Source organism: Candidatus Melainabacteria bacterium (genome assembly GCA_016193285.1).
In the GTDB taxonomy this organism is placed as follows: Bacteria; Cyanobacteriota; Vampirovibrionia; order 2-02-FULL-35-15; family 2-02-FULL-35-15; genus JACPSL01.
The window spans coordinates 1-17,102 of the sequence record JACPSL010000032.1; the positions used below are offsets into that span (position 1 = coordinate 1).

At 31.0% G+C, this 17,102-nt stretch carries 16 protein-coding genes; 4 read left to right on the top strand and 12 right to left on the bottom strand.

Annotated elements, in window-relative coordinates:
- Positions 1–30: 30 nt before the first annotated feature.
- Complete coding sequence (locus HYY52_06830; GenBank protein ID MBI2996400.1) at positions 31–192, top strand: hypothetical protein; 162 nt, start codon at positions 31–33, stop codon at positions 190–192.
- A gap of 38 nt (positions 193–230) precedes the next feature.
- Here HYY52_06830 and HYY52_06835 read toward each other — a convergent pair whose 3' ends face one another.
- The 3 genes from HYY52_06835 to rseP are packed head-to-tail and all read right to left on the bottom strand — an operon-like array spanning position 231 to position 2,338.
- Positions 231–665, bottom strand: a complete 435-nt coding sequence (locus tag HYY52_06835; GenBank protein ID MBI2996401.1) for a nucleoside deaminase — start codon at positions 663–665, stop codon at positions 231–233.
- Positions 666–678: 13 nt separating this feature from the next.
- Positions 679–1,152 (bottom strand): 5-(carboxyamino)imidazole ribonucleotide mutase, encoded by a 474-nt coding sequence (gene purE, locus HYY52_06840; protein ID MBI2996402.1) that lies wholly within the window; start codon positions 1,150–1,152, stop codon positions 679–681.
- Positions 1,136–2,338: an RIP metalloprotease RseP gene (gene rseP, locus HYY52_06845; GenBank protein MBI2996403.1), complete on the bottom strand. Its 1,203-nt coding sequence runs from the start codon at positions 2,336–2,338 to the stop codon at positions 1,136–1,138. The genes purE and rseP overlap by 17 nt, the downstream gene beginning before the upstream one ends.
- Positions 2,339–2,598: 260 nt before the next feature.
- On the opposite strand from rseP, the gene HYY52_06850 reads away from it, so the two are divergent.
- A complete protein-coding gene (locus HYY52_06850) occupies positions 2,599–5,604 on the top strand; it encodes a DUF58 domain-containing protein (GenBank protein MBI2996404.1) in 3,006 nt (1,001 codons plus the stop codon).
- Here the strand turns inward: HYY52_06850 and HYY52_06855 are convergent.
- The 6 genes from HYY52_06855 to lepA all read right to left on the bottom strand — a co-directional run bounded on the left by HYY52_06855 (position 5,532) and on the right by lepA (position 12,483).
- Complete coding sequence (locus tag HYY52_06855) at positions 5,532–6,575, bottom strand: glycosyltransferase family 9 protein (GenBank protein ID MBI2996405.1); 1,044 nt, start codon at positions 6,573–6,575, stop codon at positions 5,532–5,534. The two genes, HYY52_06850 and HYY52_06855, sit on opposite strands and share 73 nt — an antisense overlap.
- Positions 6,576–6,578: 3 nt before the next feature.
- Entirely contained in the window at positions 6,579–7,358 is a 780-nt protein-coding gene (locus HYY52_06860; GenBank protein MBI2996406.1) for a histidinol-phosphatase, read from the bottom strand.
- A gap of 20 nt (positions 7,359–7,378) precedes the next feature.
- The gene (locus HYY52_06865) at positions 7,379–8,167 is read right to left on the bottom strand and encodes a nucleotidyl transferase AbiEii/AbiGii toxin family protein (protein MBI2996407.1); all 789 of its coding nucleotides are present in this window, start codon (positions 8,165–8,167) and stop codon (positions 7,379–7,381) included.
- Positions 8,157–8,942 (bottom strand): type IV toxin-antitoxin system AbiEi family antitoxin, encoded by a 786-nt coding sequence (locus HYY52_06870; protein MBI2996408.1) that lies wholly within the window; start codon positions 8,940–8,942, stop codon positions 8,157–8,159. Before HYY52_06870 ends, HYY52_06865 begins: the two co-directional genes overlap by 11 nt.
- A gap of 90 nt (positions 8,943–9,032) precedes the next feature.
- Positions 9,033–10,676 (bottom strand): glycosyltransferase family 39 protein, encoded by a 1,644-nt coding sequence (locus HYY52_06875; GenBank protein MBI2996409.1) that lies wholly within the window; start codon positions 10,674–10,676, stop codon positions 9,033–9,035.
- 4 nt (positions 10,677–10,680) lie between these two features.
- Entirely contained in the window at positions 10,681–12,483 is a 1,803-nt protein-coding gene (gene lepA / locus HYY52_06880; GenBank protein ID MBI2996410.1) for an elongation factor 4, read from the bottom strand.
- Between the two features lie 34 nt (positions 12,484–12,517).
- Here lepA and HYY52_06885 point away from each other — a divergent pair, with 34 nt between their 5' ends.
- Positions 12,518–13,855 carry a YvcK family protein gene (locus tag HYY52_06885; protein MBI2996411.1) on the top strand — a complete coding sequence of 446 codons (1,338 nt, stop codon included), beginning with the start codon at positions 12,518–12,520 and terminating at the stop codon, positions 13,853–13,855.
- 37 nt (positions 13,856–13,892) lie between these two features.
- Positions 13,893–14,696 carry a hypothetical protein gene (locus HYY52_06890; protein ID MBI2996412.1) on the top strand — a complete coding sequence of 268 codons (804 nt, stop codon included), beginning with the start codon at positions 13,893–13,895 and terminating at the stop codon, positions 14,694–14,696.
- Here HYY52_06890 and HYY52_06895 read toward each other — a convergent pair.
- The 3 genes from HYY52_06895 to HYY52_06905 form a co-directional block, all read right to left on the bottom strand.
- Complete coding sequence (locus tag HYY52_06895) at positions 14,686–15,282, bottom strand: hypothetical protein (protein ID MBI2996413.1); 597 nt, start codon at positions 15,280–15,282, stop codon at positions 14,686–14,688. The genes HYY52_06890 and HYY52_06895 overlap by 11 nt on opposite strands.
- A 110-nt stretch (positions 15,283–15,392) precedes the next feature.
- The gene (ispE, locus tag HYY52_06900) at positions 15,393–16,211 is read right to left on the bottom strand and encodes a 4-(cytidine 5'-diphospho)-2-C-methyl-D-erythritol kinase (protein ID MBI2996414.1); all 819 of its coding nucleotides are present in this window, start codon (positions 16,209–16,211) and stop codon (positions 15,393–15,395) included.
- 2 nt (positions 16,212–16,213) lie between these two features.
- Complete coding sequence (locus HYY52_06905; protein MBI2996415.1) at positions 16,214–17,101, bottom strand: hypothetical protein; 888 nt, start codon at positions 17,099–17,101, stop codon at positions 16,214–16,216.
- Position 17,102: the final 1 nt, after the last annotated feature.

Sequence of the window (17,102 nt, forward strand, 5' to 3'; positions counted from 1 at the left end):
AAACAAGCATGTGGATTGGAACGCTGCTATATGAGAAAAGCTCAGGCACAAATTAATCACATATTTTGTGCATTTGTTGCTTTTATTAGACTTGAATTAAGGAGGTTTAAAGATGGCATTACTTGGTATCAACAAAAATGGAATATCGTTAGAGACTTAGTAAGAAATCATCTTGCTATGTCAACTGCGTAAGATCTCCCCTTTTAAAAGCAGCATTGATTAAATTTTTTTTATGTTGATGAGTTTCGAAACTTCTTAAAAAATTCTTTTAAAATCTTACTTGCTTCATTTTCTAAAATCCCGCCAATTATTTCAATTTGTTTTTGCTTTCCTAATTCATAAAATAAATTAATAACTGATCCACAAGCTCCACTATTTAAATCATAAGCACTAAAAACTATTTTTGATATTCTTGAGTTTAAAATTGCACCTGCACACATACTACATGGCTCAAGAGTGGTATATAAAGTACAATTTGTTAATCTCCAGTTTTTTAAAATTTCAGAAGCCTCTCTAATAGCAATTATTTCTGCATGAGCACTTGCATCTGATAAAGCCTCAGTTTGATTAATTGCTTTTGAAATTAAATTGTTGTCTCTTACAATTAAGGCACAGATGGGAACTTCTGAGGTCGGAGATCGGAGCTCTCTCAGTGCCTTTAATATCCAATACTCATGGTTAAATGGTTTTAATTCTTTCTGCTTCACGATGCCTGTATTCCAAGAGTTGTTTCTGAAGTTCTTTGTTTTCAATTGAAAGAATTTCTAACGCCAAAATTGCTGCGTTTTTTGCTCCATCAATAGCTACTGTTGCTACTGGAATACCGCCTGGCATTTGAACAGTTGAAAGAAGTGAATCCATTCCACCAGATACACCTCCACTAAATGGGATTCCAATAACTGGTAATGTTGTTCTTGCTGCAACAGCTCCAGAAAGATGGTTAGCCATTCCTGCACCAGTTATAAAAACTTTTACACCTCGATTAATTGCACTATCAATAATCTCTTCTGCATATAAAGGAGATCTATGCGCACTTGCAACCTTAAAATCATACTCAACATCAAACTCCCTTAAAGTTTCAAGTGCAGCTTTTACTTTTAGTTCATCTGATTTGCTGCCAATAATAATCTGGACATCAATCTTTTTTGTCATTTATACTCTGCTCCTTAGATAAATTAAACTTACCAGAAATTAAACCTTTTATATCATTAAACAATACAAAAAACATAAGCAATATTAAAAGAAAAAAACCAGTTTGAATTGCTCTTTGCTGAATTGATTCTGCTAATCTCTTTCCTCTAATTTTTTCAATAAACATAAATAAAAGATGCCCACCATCAAGTGCTGGAATTGGTAAAAGATTTATAATAGCTAAGTTAACACTAATTAATGCAGTCCATCTATAAACTTCCCTAAAATCAACAGTTATAGCTTGTGCAAAAACTGAAACAATTGCAACAATCCCATGTAAATCATCTGTTCCGATTTTTGGCATGCCTGCAAGTGAAATACCAAGAAGATTCATTATCAGTAAACCAAGCCCAAGAAGCATAGTAACTGTCCAGTCAACTAAAACTTCAAATGCCTGAAGAGTCCATGTAAATGGATTTCTTGAAGGCTTGTCATATTCTGTATTTTGAAGCAAACCAAGTCCAACACCAATCTTCCCGTCTTTATTTGGTATTAGTTTTACATTTAATATCTCGTCTTGTTTCTTATTATTTATAATTTTTGTTCTTTGAATTTTTAACACAATTTCTTTCAGGGCATTTGCTTTAACAATACTTACTACTTGTAAGGGTTCTTTTGCCTTTAAATGATTTACCTTTAAAATTACATCCCCAGATTTTAATCCTGCATTTTTTGCAATTAGATTTGGTTCAATGCCATAAGACTTTGTCTCGGAAGGTGAGTCTAAAAGGTTTGTTATAACTACATTTCTATCTTTTGTAGGTGGTCCAATAGTAGCTACCATTGTCAAACAAACAAGAAATGCAAATAAAATATTAAAAACTACACCAGCACTTGCAACACAAGCTCTTTTCCAGACTGGAAAGGATTTCATTGGTTTTAAATTTGGAATTTCTTTTAAGAGGTCTTCACTTGTCTCATCCCCTAGTTCAGGTATTGCAACATATCCTCCAAGGACAAACCAGTGAAATCTAAACTCAGTATTTTTCCAGCTTCCAAGTTTTAAGTGTCCGCCAAAAGGTAATCCAAAACCAAATATTGGAGTTTGAAAACCAAGCCACCTTGCAACTATCCAATGCCCAAACTCATGGACAATAATCATTACACTAAGTAAAGCTAAAACAAGTATTAAATTAAAAATAATCATGCTAAAAGTTTAACATGTACCTGTTCAGGCAAAATATTATTCATACATTTATGATGCCCCAAAGATGAAGCTAAAAAAAACAGATAAAAAGTAGTTAGCGTCTTTATTTTTTCTTTATAATTAGCTGGGTTAAAAACTTAAATTTCTTTAATGAATACTGGTCAAGTCTTTGAGTCTGTTATATTTGAAGTATATAAAATAAAAGGGGTTCTTATTAAAAAACTTTATTTAGCCTATTATTGGAGAAGTAGATAAAAAAAATGAGAGTGAACTTAAATCCGTATTTAACTAGTTCTGGGAAATGCAAAATTACCCGGGAAGAAGCTGTTCTTGCAGCAGCAGACTTTAAACGACAACTGAGAAGTCAGCCACAAGAGGTTGTAAGTCATGTACTCTTGCAAGAGTCAATCAAAAGTTTGAGAGCAATTATAAGAGCATATGAAAGGGGCGAGATTGTTTGTGAACCTGCGGTTAGTGAAAAGAACAGTAATGGAACTTTGCCTGCGGCATTAGCAGAAGAAATAAAAACACAAACTGAAGAAATAACTTATCCCGATAAAAAGCAAACCCCAAAACTACCAGACTTATCAAATAAAGCTATTGTAGATATTTCTAAGATGGATTTTAATGCACTGTTTAGGCAAAAACCTTTTGGAAAAATAGAGCCACCAATGCCAGGAGCTCTTCTTAAATGTGCTAACTTACGAACACCCTCCCCAACTGGCTTTATAAGTGACCTTGGTTATTTAGATGAATATCCAGTTAGTCCTTATATTAGTTTAGCTCAAGCTAATACAAGTGGAAAACTATTTAAGATATTTTATCCAGAGCCACCTAAAATAATCCCTGCTCCTTTAGGAACAGAAGTAGTTTCAGTAAATTCTGAAGTTAAAATAGCAAGACCAACTGAATATGATCCTGTAGTATGGAGAACCCCGCTTAAAAGACCAAATGATTTAAATTACATCATTAGACAATTAGATAATGATTCACCACTATTAAAAGCAGATAGGAAACTATTTCTACCTACTGAAGAAGAACAAAAATACTGGCAGGCTGTTTTACCGCTGCCGGAAACACTTAGAGCAAGGATAAAAGAATCACCAGATGATTTAATTCATTTAATAGCGTCATATTTAGGAGTAAAAGATAAAGAAACAGGATTAACAAATTTTAGATATGTTTGTCATCCAAGATTTGGAGATTTTATTTTAGATAATGTTGATGATCTACCACTAATAATGAGCGAGCTTAGAGTAGGGCACTGTGATTTACTTTCATGGTATGTAGCAGCACAGATGAGAGCACATGGTGAAGTAGCCTGGGTAGGAACTGATATGATTACTACAAATGATGGAAGTGCTTTTAATGGTGCTTATAAACATTCAACGGTAGTGCTTTCTAAGAAAGATGGAAGATTAGCTTATTTTGATCCTACAATTCACTGTGATTTTGACAAAGCATATCATCCAAAAATTATGCAAGATATTTTAATAGATGAACTTGAAGGTAAATTTCAAAAGGCAAAAACTACAAAACAAAAAGTAAAAGTACTAAGAGAATTTAATAGAAAAGTTAGTGAGCTAAGAATAAAAGCCGAATCAAGTAGTGAAGTTTTAGAAGACATGAAAAGACTACAAATAGGTGCACTTGCAGGTTTATTTTTAACACCGCCAGGATTTGATGATAGTAATATAAAAGAAAGGGGACAAATAGTTAGCTGGAATGAGCTACCTAGAGTTATAAGTCCAGAATCTTTAGTATTGGTTTTTAATGAGATTTGGGAAACCGAATTGGGTGAAATTCGTGGAGTCTGGAAACTTGATAATGTAAACAAGTTAGTAGAAAATTATCCAAGGCTATTACGAGAACAACTTGCTTTTGTATATAGAGCTCTAAATAACATGAAACTTTTTATCCATAATGACGAAATAATTAAAACATGCTTACAAGGTATTCAACCCGATAAAGAATTATCATCGAAAGATCTATATTCTCTTTGCAGCCATAGTGCTATTTACAATGAGCCAAGCTGTTCCTTTGCTTTTCCGGTACAAAATTTAATTGAACATACCTCAGCAAAAGATCTCTTGGATTATTTTGATTATAATCCTGACACCGTTAATCACTTAGTTGGCATGTATGAATTATGGAGCTTGAGAAAGAGTGATTTAAGGACTTCAAACTTTTTACGCTTAAAATGTTCAAGCAATAGAAAAGAATTTAAAAGCCATTCTTATACTAAGCTATTCACTCAGGCTTTACAGAAAGGGGTGTTTTTTTATAGCCTTGATAGTGAGGAGGGAATAAAAATTGATACTTATGATATTGAAAATAATAAAGAAACTAAAATCAATATAAAAGATCATCACTTAGATAAATATTTAGCGATAAAAAAAGACATTGTGGTTTTTGCCATAGAATGTCAGTATGCCTACTTTGATCCAAAATATAGAGAACATTTACTAAATAAATTAAGCATCGATGAAAAAATGTTTAAGGAGATTTCCAAGTTTTGTTTAGATTTTTCAGAAAACGAGAGAAGAGTGAGAACAAAATCTCTGCCAAATCCTTTACGGGGGATAGTATCTAAAATTGATGCGGCTTCTCATATTGTTTATTTAACTGATGAATGCAAAGAAGATTTTGAAAGAACAGTTCTTGGTACTTTAAGAAAGATAGATTTTGGACCATCAAGTGGAAAGAAAATAGAGTTTGATGAGATTAGGCAATATGTACCTGGTGATGATGCAAGAAAGCTTGTTTGGAGTCAGTATGGAAAAGATAAATTTTTTGTAAGATTAGGACAAACTTATGCTCAGGATATAAGTACACCACTATATGTTTTTTTAGATGCACAAGATTGCCTTGATTCAACTATATATTCCTTGCAAATAAAAGAGCTGATCAGAGCTTTGCAAAAAGACTCGCGGGAAAAAGGCAGAGAAGTTTTTATTGGTATAAATGGATACTCTGGGTATTTTAAACTTCCACAAAATATAGATCCAGAAAATATTATGGCTTGCATTTATTCATCACCTGCATCAAAGACTGGACTAGTATTAGAAAACGGACAGCTTCCTAAAAATTTACTCTTTGTTTCTGATTCTTTTTCAAATACTTTAGCCATGAAATATCTTTATGGTCAAAAGGGGCACAAGCTAGAAACCATCTGGCTTCATGACAAAGCATTTCAAATTTTTCCACTTATAAAAGACTCATGGATGGAGAATGGTTTACCGGAGCAATTAAGATCTAAGGAGTAAACTAATTCTCTAACCATATCCACTGAAATATCATTCATACATTTATGATGCCCCAAAGGACATGTTTTCTTTCTACAAGCTATACATTCTAGTTTTGACAAATACAAACAATTTTTAATTAAGCCATATGGTCCAGTTCTATAAATTGACGTGGGTCCATAAATTCCTATTACTTCAGGATATCCATAATCATTTTTAATTGCACTTGCAAGGTGTACACCAAAAGAATCTAAACCAACTACTAAACCTACTTTTTGAATTAAACAAATTAAATCTTTTATACTTGTTTTTCCTACCAAGTTTACATAATTAATATTATTTGAATCTAATTTTTGAATTAATTTCCCAATATATTTTAAGTCACTATTAGACGCACAAATATAAACCTTGTAGCCTTGTAACTTTGTAACTTTGTAACTTTTTTCTATTAATTCATACCAATAATCCATAGGCCATAGCTTGCTTTCCCATGTAGATGCTGAAAAAATAATTAAAGAACATGGCTCTTGATTTAAAGTAGAAAAGTTAGGAATTAAAAAATTTGTTTTTAAATTTTTAATTTGCACAATGTTTGAAATAAGCTCTAGATTTAAATCAACAATGTGTTTTTTTGTATTAAATAAATCTCCTACATTAATTTTTTCATCATAAAAGATATCTGCAAACTCTCTTGTATTTTTAAATCCGATAATTCTTTTACCTAAACTAGACCTACTTAACAAGGCGCTTTTAAACAAACCTTGGACATCAATTACATAGTCATATTTTTGCTTTTGAATTAAAAAAAGATTTTTAAAGTTCAGCAAATAAATATTATTTATTTCTTTAATTAAACTTAATAACTCAAAACCTTTTTTACCAACTAGCCAGTCAATTTGAGCATCAGGGAAATTTTTTCTCAACACATTAACAATAGGCAAGGCATGAATCACATCTCCTAAACTGCTAAGTTTTATAATTAGAAATTTCACACTTTATATTTGTAATGGTTTCATTTCATGTTTTTCAAAAACTGCAACCTGATTAAATCCATACTGCTTAAGAACCTCATAAAGCCTATTATAAGAATATCCTATATCTTTTGCAGCGTGAGCATCTGAAGCAGTTGTAATTGGAATGTTTAATTCTTTTATCATGTGTATTATTTTATCTTGTGGATAAAGTTCATTTACTGGTTTTCGCAAGCCAGCTGTACTTATTTCAATAGTTAAATTCTTTTCTTTAATTAACTTTAAAATATCTTTTACAAAAGTTTTAATTTCTTTAGTTGGTCTATATCCAAATATTTTAATTAAATCAAGATGTGCAAGCCCGTCTAAAAGGCCTTTGTTAATAAGCTTTTTCATTTCATCAAAATATCTACTATATAAATCATCAATATTCCATGTAGAATATTTTTCTTTATAACTAGGATGATCAAAAGCCCAATTATCTATAAAATGTACTGAACCTAAAACAAAATCTAACTTATCATAATTTTTCTTCATCCATGAATAGTCAGCTTCTGATGATTCTGGATCATTGTCAATTTCTATTCCAAGTTTAAAGTAAATATTTTTAGTTTTTTTAATCCTATCTCTAAACTTAAAAAACTCACTGGTATTTATTCCTAAATGATAACGACCATGATCAGTAAAAGCAACATCTTTTAAACCAGATTGTTCTGCATAAATAGCCCACTCTTCAAGAACCTCTTGAGTATATGGTAAATCTTTATGACCTTGTGGATGAGTGTGATAGTCAGATAAAAGCATGAGAAATATTATAGCGTTTCCTAATCCTTTAGTCGACTAATAATTTTCTTGTTGATAAGTTCAAAAGCTTCATCAGGATTCCAATTTACTTCTTGTGCTAGTAGAGGCTTTATATCTACAGCAAAGTCTCTATGATTACGTTTCAGCATTAAGTTTTGCTCAAATAAATCTCTAGTAATTATTTGATTATTATGAATGCAATACCTTTTAAATGTTGAAATCACTTTATTTGCATCTATTAGGTTTTGTTTTAACACTAACCATAGGTCGAAGAGATCTCTTCCTTTACGTCTTTGGTATAGGGCTCGTAATTTAGTTGCTATTAGTTCTTCTAGCTCATAGGTAAAAATCTGAGTAGTACCATTAAACCATTCTGAGTTCATAGAAAAGCTTACAGTCTTTAGTTTTTGAACATAGAAATGTTCAGTAGTATTAATTTCTATCTTTAACTTAGCAATAGTTCTGTCTACTGATTCAAACTTATAGATAAGCTTTGCACTTCTTTCTGTTAGTTTACGATTTGGTTTTCCTAACCAAGAGTCAAGCACACTTCTTATGAAATCAATAGTTTTACCAATAGGCTCAGACTTGATCTGTACGAGATCAATATCTTCACTATAGCGAGCTGGTGGGTTAATATAAAGCTTATTTAGTGCAGTACCACCTCTAAAAATTAGTGTACCCTTGATTTTAGGATGATTATAGAGCTCTATTAAGACTCTACTGATAACCATATCTTGCTCAATCATTGCTAGTGTTTGCCAAGGTGCATTAGCTTTCCATTCTTCTATAAAAGCTTCAGGAATCATAATCACTTTCTATGGTTGTATTTTCAATAATCATCCATTTATCATTTCTTGAACAACCCTTGATTGGTAATTCAGAAGCTAATGGCATGTACACTAATTTCTGCCTGCTTAGTAATTTTTTTAATTTAGAAATTATTAACTTTTTCTTTTTATTATTTACTGAATTAATATGATCTAATATATATCCTAAGCGTTGCAACCATGTTTTTTCTCCAGAAATTCTAGCAACTGTAGTTAATTTTTTAGGATTTACTGCTTCTACTAATTCACTTAGTACGCTAGCTATATGGTTCAATCCACCAGAGCGTTTGGAGTACAAGAGAAGATCCATAGCTGTTAGCTCTGGTGAAGATATTTTTAAGTAGCCTGTTTTTACATTAACATTTTGAGTAGGAAGATTAATAAAGGATTTTTTATAAATAAATTCAATTCGTACTTTGCCAAAGTTTAGAGATTTGAGTTGTTTATTTGTCATCACCTGAAACAATTGTGGTTTCTGGTGAGATGCTCCGTGGTACATTGCTGCAGTTAAAAGACCTGCATAATAATCTACTTTCTTATACCTCATAAGAATGGGTACTAATTCTTCTTGTGGCATACACCCAAAATCCCTGTATTCTGGTGGCACTATTACATAAAGATTTTCAGATGGACTTATGATTTCACCTTTTTGTTTTAAACGGTATATTCTGGCATTAAGAGAATCACTTTTTATTTGTAAATCTTTTAGAGCTTGCTCTCTAGTAAAGTAGCTTTTACCTTTTGCTCTTATCATTTTGATATATTTATCTAGTGCTACCATATTATAAAATAACGTTTTTCATCATTCTAGTAATATGATAACATGCCTTAAGATTAGCACTTATCATATATCTTTTACAGGATAATTCGTATAAAACACATATCTGCTATCACTGCCCCACAAATAAGAATTATTTAAGGTAACTCCTTCTAATAATTTTTTCTTGGCTACAAAAGCAAATTTGTTTTCTTCGTTTAGTTTTTCCTGGATTTTTTCAATTGAATTAAATTTATTTATGTGTCTTCCTGCATAAAAAATTAGACTTGGTTTAACTATCTCGTAAGTAGCTATTTCAACATCTTTTGGAATTGATTTTGCAAAGCTTCTAAGTAAAAGCTGGGAATGTTTATCTGTCTTAGGCAATAAAAAAGTAATTAGACCAAAGTATAATAAAAACATTGTTGACATTAAAATAACAATAGTTCCCCTTACATCTTTATTACTGCTAGCCCATGCCATGCTTACTCCTACTAGTAAAAGAAATGCAAAAAATATTATTTGAAAATCTAATTTTAAGTCTTTTATTTCTCTTGGCAGCAAGATATCTAGCTTAAACAAACAAATATAAAAAATTACTAGGCAAAATAAAAAGAAAATACCAAGACCAAACATAAGTCCTTTACTGCTTATTTTTTTTACTAAAATCTCATCAAACCAAAATGCAATGATTACACTTAAAGCAGGAAATAAAGGTAAAACATAAGTAAGAAGTTTTGTTCTGCTAAAACTAAAAAATAAAAACACTATTATAAACCACCATAAACAAAACCAAGGTACTTGATCTTTTATAGAAGAAAGTAAACTTTTTAATCCTTTTTTTATTATTGAATTAACGCTTTGAAATAAAAAAAATGTCCATGGCAAAGCCCCAAGCAAAACAACTGGCACAAAATAAAAAATAGATCCTTTGTGTCCAGAAACAATTGAAGTATATCTATTAAAGTTGTGTTGACCAAAAAAAATTTTTGTAAACTCGCCACTAGTATAAACATGAACAGCAATATACCAAGGAAAAACCAAGACTAAAAACAAAACAAAACCAATCCAAAAAGAAGGGTTTTTAAAAAAGTATTCCAGCTTTCTAATCCACCAAAAAAAAGGAATTAATATTAAACCAACAATTAAAATAGCAACAGGACCTTTTGTCAGTACAGCAAGAGCAAGAAAAATAAAACCTAATATATACCAAAAGCTGAATTCTCGAATTTGAAATTTAAAAAATCTATGTGAGTTAATGATTTGACTGTAACCTAAGAAAAAAGAAAAAATAGATGAAGATATTAAACTTGCTAATGTCATATCTGTAATTGAAAATCTTGATAAGGCAGAATACTCAAAACATGACATTAAGATTAAAGCAGCTAACAAAGCAGTAGTTAGCGAAAAAAAAGTCTTTAAAAAATAAATTAACATGCCAACTGTTAGTAAAGCCATAAAAACTGAAGGAAGTCTAGCACTAAATTCATTAATGCCAAAGAGCTTCATTGAAAGTACTTCAAGCCAGTAAAAAAATATTGGTTTATCATAACGCACTTCATAGTTAAAATATGGAACTATATAATTCCCTGACTCTAGCATTTCTCTTCCTGTTTCAGCATATCTAGGTTCATCTACATCAATTAACCCAATGCTTCCTAGTTTATAAAAATATAAAGTAATAAAAAACAAAAAAAGTATAACTAAAATCCTTAAAAAATTTTCTTTCACTTTTTTATTCACTCTCTAGCTTAAGTACTGCCATAAATGCTTCTTGTGGAATTTCAACCTTGCCTACATTTTTCATTCTTTTTTTACCTTCTTTTTGTTTTTCAAGTAATTTCTTTTTTCTTGTTACATCTCCACCGTAACATTTTGCTAAAACATTTTTTCTCATAGCACTTACTGTTTCACGTGCAATAATTTTTCCACCAATTGCTGCTTGAATTGGAACTTCAAACAATTGTCTTGGTATTAACTTTCTTAATTTTTCTGCTAATTGTCTGCCATAATAATATGCTTTATCCACATGAACAATTATAGATAAAGCATCAACAATCTCACCAGCAATTAAAATATCAAGTTTTACTAATTTAGATTCCCTATATCCAATCAAATCATAATCCATGCTTGCATATCCTTTTGATCTGGATTTTAAATTGTCAAAAAAGTCAGTAATAATTTCTGCAAGAGGAATCTCATAACTTAATTGAACTCTTTTTGAATCAAGATATTTCATATCTTTAAATATTCCTCTCCGACTTTGGCAAAGCTCCATGATTTGCCCAACAAAACCACCTGGAAGAAAAATATGAAGTAAAACATAAGGTTCTTCAATTTTTTCTCTACAGGCTGGATCACCCAGTAAAGCAGGATTATCTATTTCAATTATTTTTCCACCAGTCTCAGTAACTTTATATACAACACTTGGAGCAGTTGTAATTAAATTTAAGTTGTATTCTCTTTCAAGTCTTTCTTGTGCAACTTCCATGTGAAGCAAACCTAAGAAACCACATCTAAAACCAAAACCCAATGCACTTGAACTTTCAGGTTCATAATGAATCGAGCTGTCATTTAGTTGTAGTTTTTCTAGTGCATCTTTTAAATCAGGATACTTGTCCGCATCTGTAGGATAAAGACCACAAAAAACCACTGGCATTGCTGGTCTATATCCAATTAGTGGCTCTGCTGCAGGATTTTTAGCGCCTGTAACTGTATCACCAACAATGGAACTAACATCTTTTATAAAAGCAGCCAAATAACCTACTTCCCCTGATTTTAATTTATCTACCTGAACTTGTTTTGGAGTTAAGTAACCAACCTCGCTTACAACAAACTTTTTATTGTTTGCCATAAAAAGAATTTCATCTCCAACTTTTACACTACCATCAACAACTCTTAAGTAAACAATTATCCCTCTATAACTTTCAAAATAACTATCAAAAATTAATCCACGTAAAGGTTTATCACATGTGTTCTTTGGAGAAGGAATATTTTTTACAACAGACTCTAAAACTTCTTTAACATTTTGTCCTGTTTTTGCACTTATAAAAATTGCACCTTGTGTATCAATGCCAATTAATTCTTTTATTTCTTTTTTTACTCTTTCAGGTTCAGCACTGGGTAAATCAATTTTATTTATTACAGGAATAATTTCTAAATTATGCTCCATTGCTAAATATACATTTGCTAATGTTTGTGCTTCTACTCCTTGACTTGCATCAACCACTAAGAGTGCTCCTTCACAAGCTGCTAAACTTCTTGAAACTTCATAATTAAAATCAACATGTCCTGGAGTATCAATTAAATTTAATATGTATTCATTTTTATCGCTAGCTTTATATTTCATTCTTACTGTCTGCAATTTAATAGTAATGCCTCTTTCCCGCTCTATATCCATACTATCTAAAATTTGTTCCTTCATTTCCCGCTTAGAAATAGTTCCAGTCAACTCTAATAATCTGTCAGCTAAAGTTGATTTCCCGTGGTCAATGTGTGCAATAATACAAAAGTTTCTAATGTTTAATAACTGAGGCATAATTTTTTAACTAGTTTATTATATGATATAAAAAATGATTCATAAACTAAGAGATCTAAATTTAAGAAGATATTCTCTTCCAGGTTTAAAAAAATGGATCTTGATTGGATTTATTGGATTTATATTTGGTTTACTAGGCGTAGCATTATTACTTGAGCTGAGACCAGTTACAAGGCTAAGAGATCTTACATGGCTTATTGTAGGTGGAACTGCAAAAATAATACCAACTTATGTTTCAGGAACTATTGGAATTGTAGTATGCATATTCTTAATCACATATGCTGTAGTTAGTGCAAATAAAGAAGTTGTAAGAGCAATTGCACCTGAGCTTGCAGATAGTTCTTTTCTTGACGCTCTTGATAAATTACACTCACTTAGTCGGGGAGCAAAAGTAGTTGCAATTGGTGGTGGAACAGGTTTAAGCACTTTACTATCTGGCTTAAAACACTTTACTACAAATATTACAGCAATAGTAACAGTAGCTGATGATGGTGGAAGCTCAGGCAGGTTACGTGAAGAACTGGGAATTATACCGCCAGGAGATATTAGAAATTGCATAGCAGCACTTGCTGATGAAGACAAAATGATAACTGAGTTATTTCAATATCGTTTTAAAACTGGTCAAAATCTTGAAGGACATAGTTTTGGTAATTTATTTCTTACTGCACTACAAGAAGTAAGTGGTGGAGATTTTATTAAAGCAGTTAAAGCTGCTTGCTTAATTTTAAGAAGCCGTGGGACAGTTTTACCTTCTTCTCCAGAACCAATGAAAATAATAGCAGAGCTTCACGATGGAAGAATTATAGAAGGAGAGTCAAGAATCCCTCAAGCAAAAGGAAGAATTAAAAGAATATTTAGTGAACGAGAAAATCCAAAAGCACAAGAAGAAGCTATTAATGCAATTTCAGAAGCTGAGTTAATAATTTTTGGACCAGGAAGTTTATATACATCAATAATTCCTAATTTACTTGCCCCTGAGATTGTAAGTGCTATAAAAAATAATTCAAACGCTCATAAAGTTTATGTATGTAACATCATGACACAGCCTGGTGAAACATCAAATTACACTGTAAGTGATCATATTAATGCTTTACTTCAGCATGCAAAAGATCAAAACTTAATTGATGTAGTAATTGTAAATGACAGACACCCAAAACTTTTATTAGAAAAATACAAAGAAAAAGGTCAGGAACCAGTTGTTATTGATGCAGATATTATTCAAAAACTAGGAATTAGAATAGTTGCAAGAAATTTAATTAAAGAAGAAGACCTCGTAAGACACAATCCAAAATTACTTGCAAGAGCAATTATGCTTTGGCATAAACGATGGTTAAAATATCCGGTTAAGAAACAAGTGGTAAGTAGTAAGTAGTATAATTAAAATCCCAAAAAATGGGTAAATTAAACACATGACACAAAAATATTGGCTTGAAGAACTTTTATCTAACCCACGTGATTTTATAGATAAATTTTATCCACAAGGCAAATATTATCAAAGAATCAGACAATGGGACAAAAATAATAAAAAAAGAAAAAGACCAAGAACTTATTATGTTTTTACTTTAGATGATGAAGATGCAAAAAGAAATGCAACATTTTGTACTTTTGAATTTGGCATAAAAACACATATGATTAGACGAGGGTATTTAAGTAAAATTGCAAACCTGCTCCCAATGAGCATTTTAAAAGAAAATCTTTTAAAACTTGCAGGAGTTCAAATTGAAGAAGATGTATTCATTGCACCAGAAGTAACAATTGATCCTGTTTTTAGAGGCTGGATTAGATTCCAAAAAGGTTCTTCAATTGGCTGGGGAGTAAAATGTTTTAACCATTTATTTGAAGAAAACGGAAAAATAATAATTGGTTATATTAATATTGGAGAAGAAGCTTCAATTGGAGGATTTGTAGGAATTTCTCCAGGAGTAACTATTGGTAAAAAAGCAACCATTGGTGCTGAAGTAAAGATTGCTCCGGGTGTAACTATTGGTGACTATGCAAAAATTGGTGCAGGTTCATTTATATCTCCATTTATAACAATAGGTGAAGGAGCTGAAGTAATGATGGGAAGCATGGTTAGTGAAAGTGTTTTACCTGGAGCAAAAGTTCAGGGAAACCCAGCTAAAATTATAACTGAAAAAATTAAAGACAGAAGACCAAAATTAGATTTAATTATAAATCCAAATATTGATAAAACTGATCTAACTATGCATTAGCAATTATTTGATCATTAAGATCTTTTTTCTTTTTTTCTAAATCTGCTTTTTTAGCAGGAACAACCTCACTTCGTACTTGACTATCTACTCTAATAAATTCATCCCTTGCCTTTGTATATTTTATTTTTTTGTATTCATTTGTTGAAACTAATCTATCAGCCTCATTCTCAGCTTTTCCAGCACTTCCTATTACATCCAAAATCAAATCAGCAGTTATTCCTTTTTCTAGTAAACTTCCAACAACCTCTGTAAGAATTCCTTGAAGCTTGTCAATCTCCCCACGTGTAGCAGTTTTATCTTTTTTTAATTTAGCTAATGTTTCTTTTATAATAGCTTCTACTGTAGAAGGTATTTGACCTGCTGCTAACTCACGTGCTCTTTGAAACCTAGCACCAGATACAATCGATTTTAAAGAGTTAAGTACTACAGAGGGACTGTATGCTGACATAAGAGCATAAACACCATCAACTTCCTGTTGCTCAAGAAATCTTTCTAAAGCTTTAGCAGATATAGCTTCTCTAGTTTTAATATTATCTAGAAATTCTTTATCTTCTTTTCTAAAAAAGAGCTGAAAAATATTTTCCATTAATTATCTCCATGCAAAATTGTACTAATATAACTTTTCTACACGTAAAATATTGACAATTTTAGGTTAAGTATCGATTAAAAAAACTTAACAAATTAAACACATTTAACTTAAGTGTGAGCCTTTTCACTTTTTTTCACCCCATATAAAGCAGAACCAGACCCACAAAGACCAACAGTTTTATAACCTTTATCCAGAAGTAATTTACGAAGCTTTATTAATTCCGGGTAATAAGAAAAAACTACTATCTCAAAATCATTAAATATATTTTTAAAAAACATATCATAATCAGCAACTTTCATTGAGTAAATTAAGCTTTCAATCTCTTCTTTGCAAGAAGCTTGAAATTCTCTTGAGTCAATTTGCTCATATGCCCATTTGGTAGATATGGAAATATTTTCAGGTTTTATTATTTCTATTTCAAGTTTAAGATTGTTTTTAATTTTTTTTAAAATTCCTCCTCTTCCACTTCCAAAACAAGTATCTCCTAAAATAAAAAAAGGCACATCAGAACCAATTTGATTTGACAAGACCAATAACTCATTTTCATTTAAATAGTAATCAAATAATTGATTTAAACCTTTTAAGACACAGCCAGCATTTGAACTGCCCCCACCAAGCCCTGCTTGAATTGGGATTTTTTTATTAATTGTAATTTTACAAAAACCTTTTATACCAAGTTTTTTAAAAAACAACAATGCTGCTTTTGTTGTCAGGTTTTTATCATTTGGAATTATTTGATTTAGTTCTTCTTGAACAAAAATACTATTAACTTTTAATTCGTTACTTTTATTAAATTCCAAAGCAATATCATCACAAAGATTATTATTTTCAAAGTAAATTGTTTCTAACTCATGATAGTTATCAGATCTTTTTCCTTTTATCCACAAAGCAAAATTTAACTTGCTTGGTGATTTTATGTTTATCATAACTATATCTTTAAATATTTTTTTGCAGACCAAAAACAACCACTACCAGTTACAATTACACCTGCTACAAGTAAAATATAATAAATCTTATAAATATTGCCTGAATAAAATTCAGGCAAGCCTGTTGGAAGTGAACTACCTATCAAGTTCTGAGCTGTTTCCCATAAAAAAGTTTGCAAGATATATAAAGGTATAATTGCAAAAGTAGCTGCAACTAATGCATAAAATATTCCTTGTAAAACCAATGGTCCTTTTATGTACCAATCTTCAACACCCATTAATCTTAAAACTTCAATCTCACTTTGTCTGGACTGAATCACAAGTTGAATAGTATTTCCTGTAACAATAATAGTTACAAATGCAAGAAGAATTGTTAGAACTGTTCCTACTATTTGTAGTAGAGTTTTTAATTTATTTATAAAACCTAAAACCCCTGGTGCATAATTTAAGTCAATTACACCAGGTAACTTTCTGACAACTACAATGGATGATTTTAAATGTTCAGGGCTTGTAACTCTTACATGGACTGTGTTTGGCAGTGGATTTTGGAAGTCATCAGAAACTATAAAATTTTTCTTAAATTCATTCCATGCAATATCCTTATCTATTACTTCTACCCTTTTTACATAAGGTAATTTCCCAATACTTAATGCAAAATCTTTTACATCTACATCATTATCTAAATAAACTGAAAACTCCAATTGATCAGATAATTTTTGCCCAATAATATTTAAACCAAATGAGACTTGTAAAACAAACCCAAAAATTGCAAGAACAGAAGTTAGTATGCTGATAACAACCCAATTTGACCAACCACTTCGCCAAACATCCTGAAGTGTTTCATAAAACATCCTATATCCCATTCTAATTTTTCTCATTGATATATTCATA

Bases quoted from the DNA above. Each gene is read 5' to 3' on its own strand.
- HYY52_06830 (MBI2996400.1), top strand. From the start codon at position 31: ATGAGAAAAGCTCAGGCACAAATTAATCACATATTTTGTGCATTTGTT.
- purE (MBI2996402.1), bottom strand. From the start codon at position 1,152: ATGACAAAAAAGATTGATGTCCAGATTATTATTGGCAGCAAATCAGAT.
- rseP (MBI2996403.1), bottom strand. From the start codon at position 2,338: ATGATTATTTTTAATTTAATACTTGTTTTAGCTTTACTTAGTGTAATG.
- HYY52_06850 (MBI2996404.1), top strand. From the start codon at position 2,599: ATGAGAGTGAACTTAAATCCGTATTTAACTAGTTCTGGGAAATGCAAA.
- HYY52_06860 (MBI2996406.1), bottom strand. From the start codon at position 7,358: ATGCTTTTATCTGACTATCACACTCATCCACAAGGTCATAAAGATTTA.
- HYY52_06865 (MBI2996407.1), bottom strand. From the start codon at position 8,167: ATGATTCCTGAAGCTTTTATAGAAGAATGGAAAGCTAATGCACCTTGG.
- HYY52_06870 (MBI2996408.1), bottom strand. From the start codon at position 8,942: ATGATAAGAGCAAAAGGTAAAAGCTACTTTACTAGAGAGCAAGCTCTA.
- lepA (MBI2996410.1), bottom strand. From the start codon at position 12,483: ATGCCTCAGTTATTAAACATTAGAAACTTTTGTATTATTGCACACATT.
- HYY52_06885 (MBI2996411.1), top strand. From the start codon at position 12,518: ATGATTCATAAACTAAGAGATCTAAATTTAAGAAGATATTCTCTTCCA.
- HYY52_06890 (MBI2996412.1), top strand. From the start codon at position 13,893: ATGACACAAAAATATTGGCTTGAAGAACTTTTATCTAACCCACGTGAT.
- HYY52_06895 (MBI2996413.1), bottom strand. From the start codon at position 15,282: ATGGAAAATATTTTTCAGCTCTTTTTTAGAAAAGAAGATAAAGAATTT.
- ispE (MBI2996414.1), bottom strand. From the start codon at position 16,211: ATGATAAACATAAAATCACCAAGCAAGTTAAATTTTGCTTTGTGGATA.
- HYY52_06905 (MBI2996415.1), bottom strand. From the start codon at position 17,101: ATGAATATATCAATGAGAAAAATTAGAATGGGATATAGGATGTTTTAT.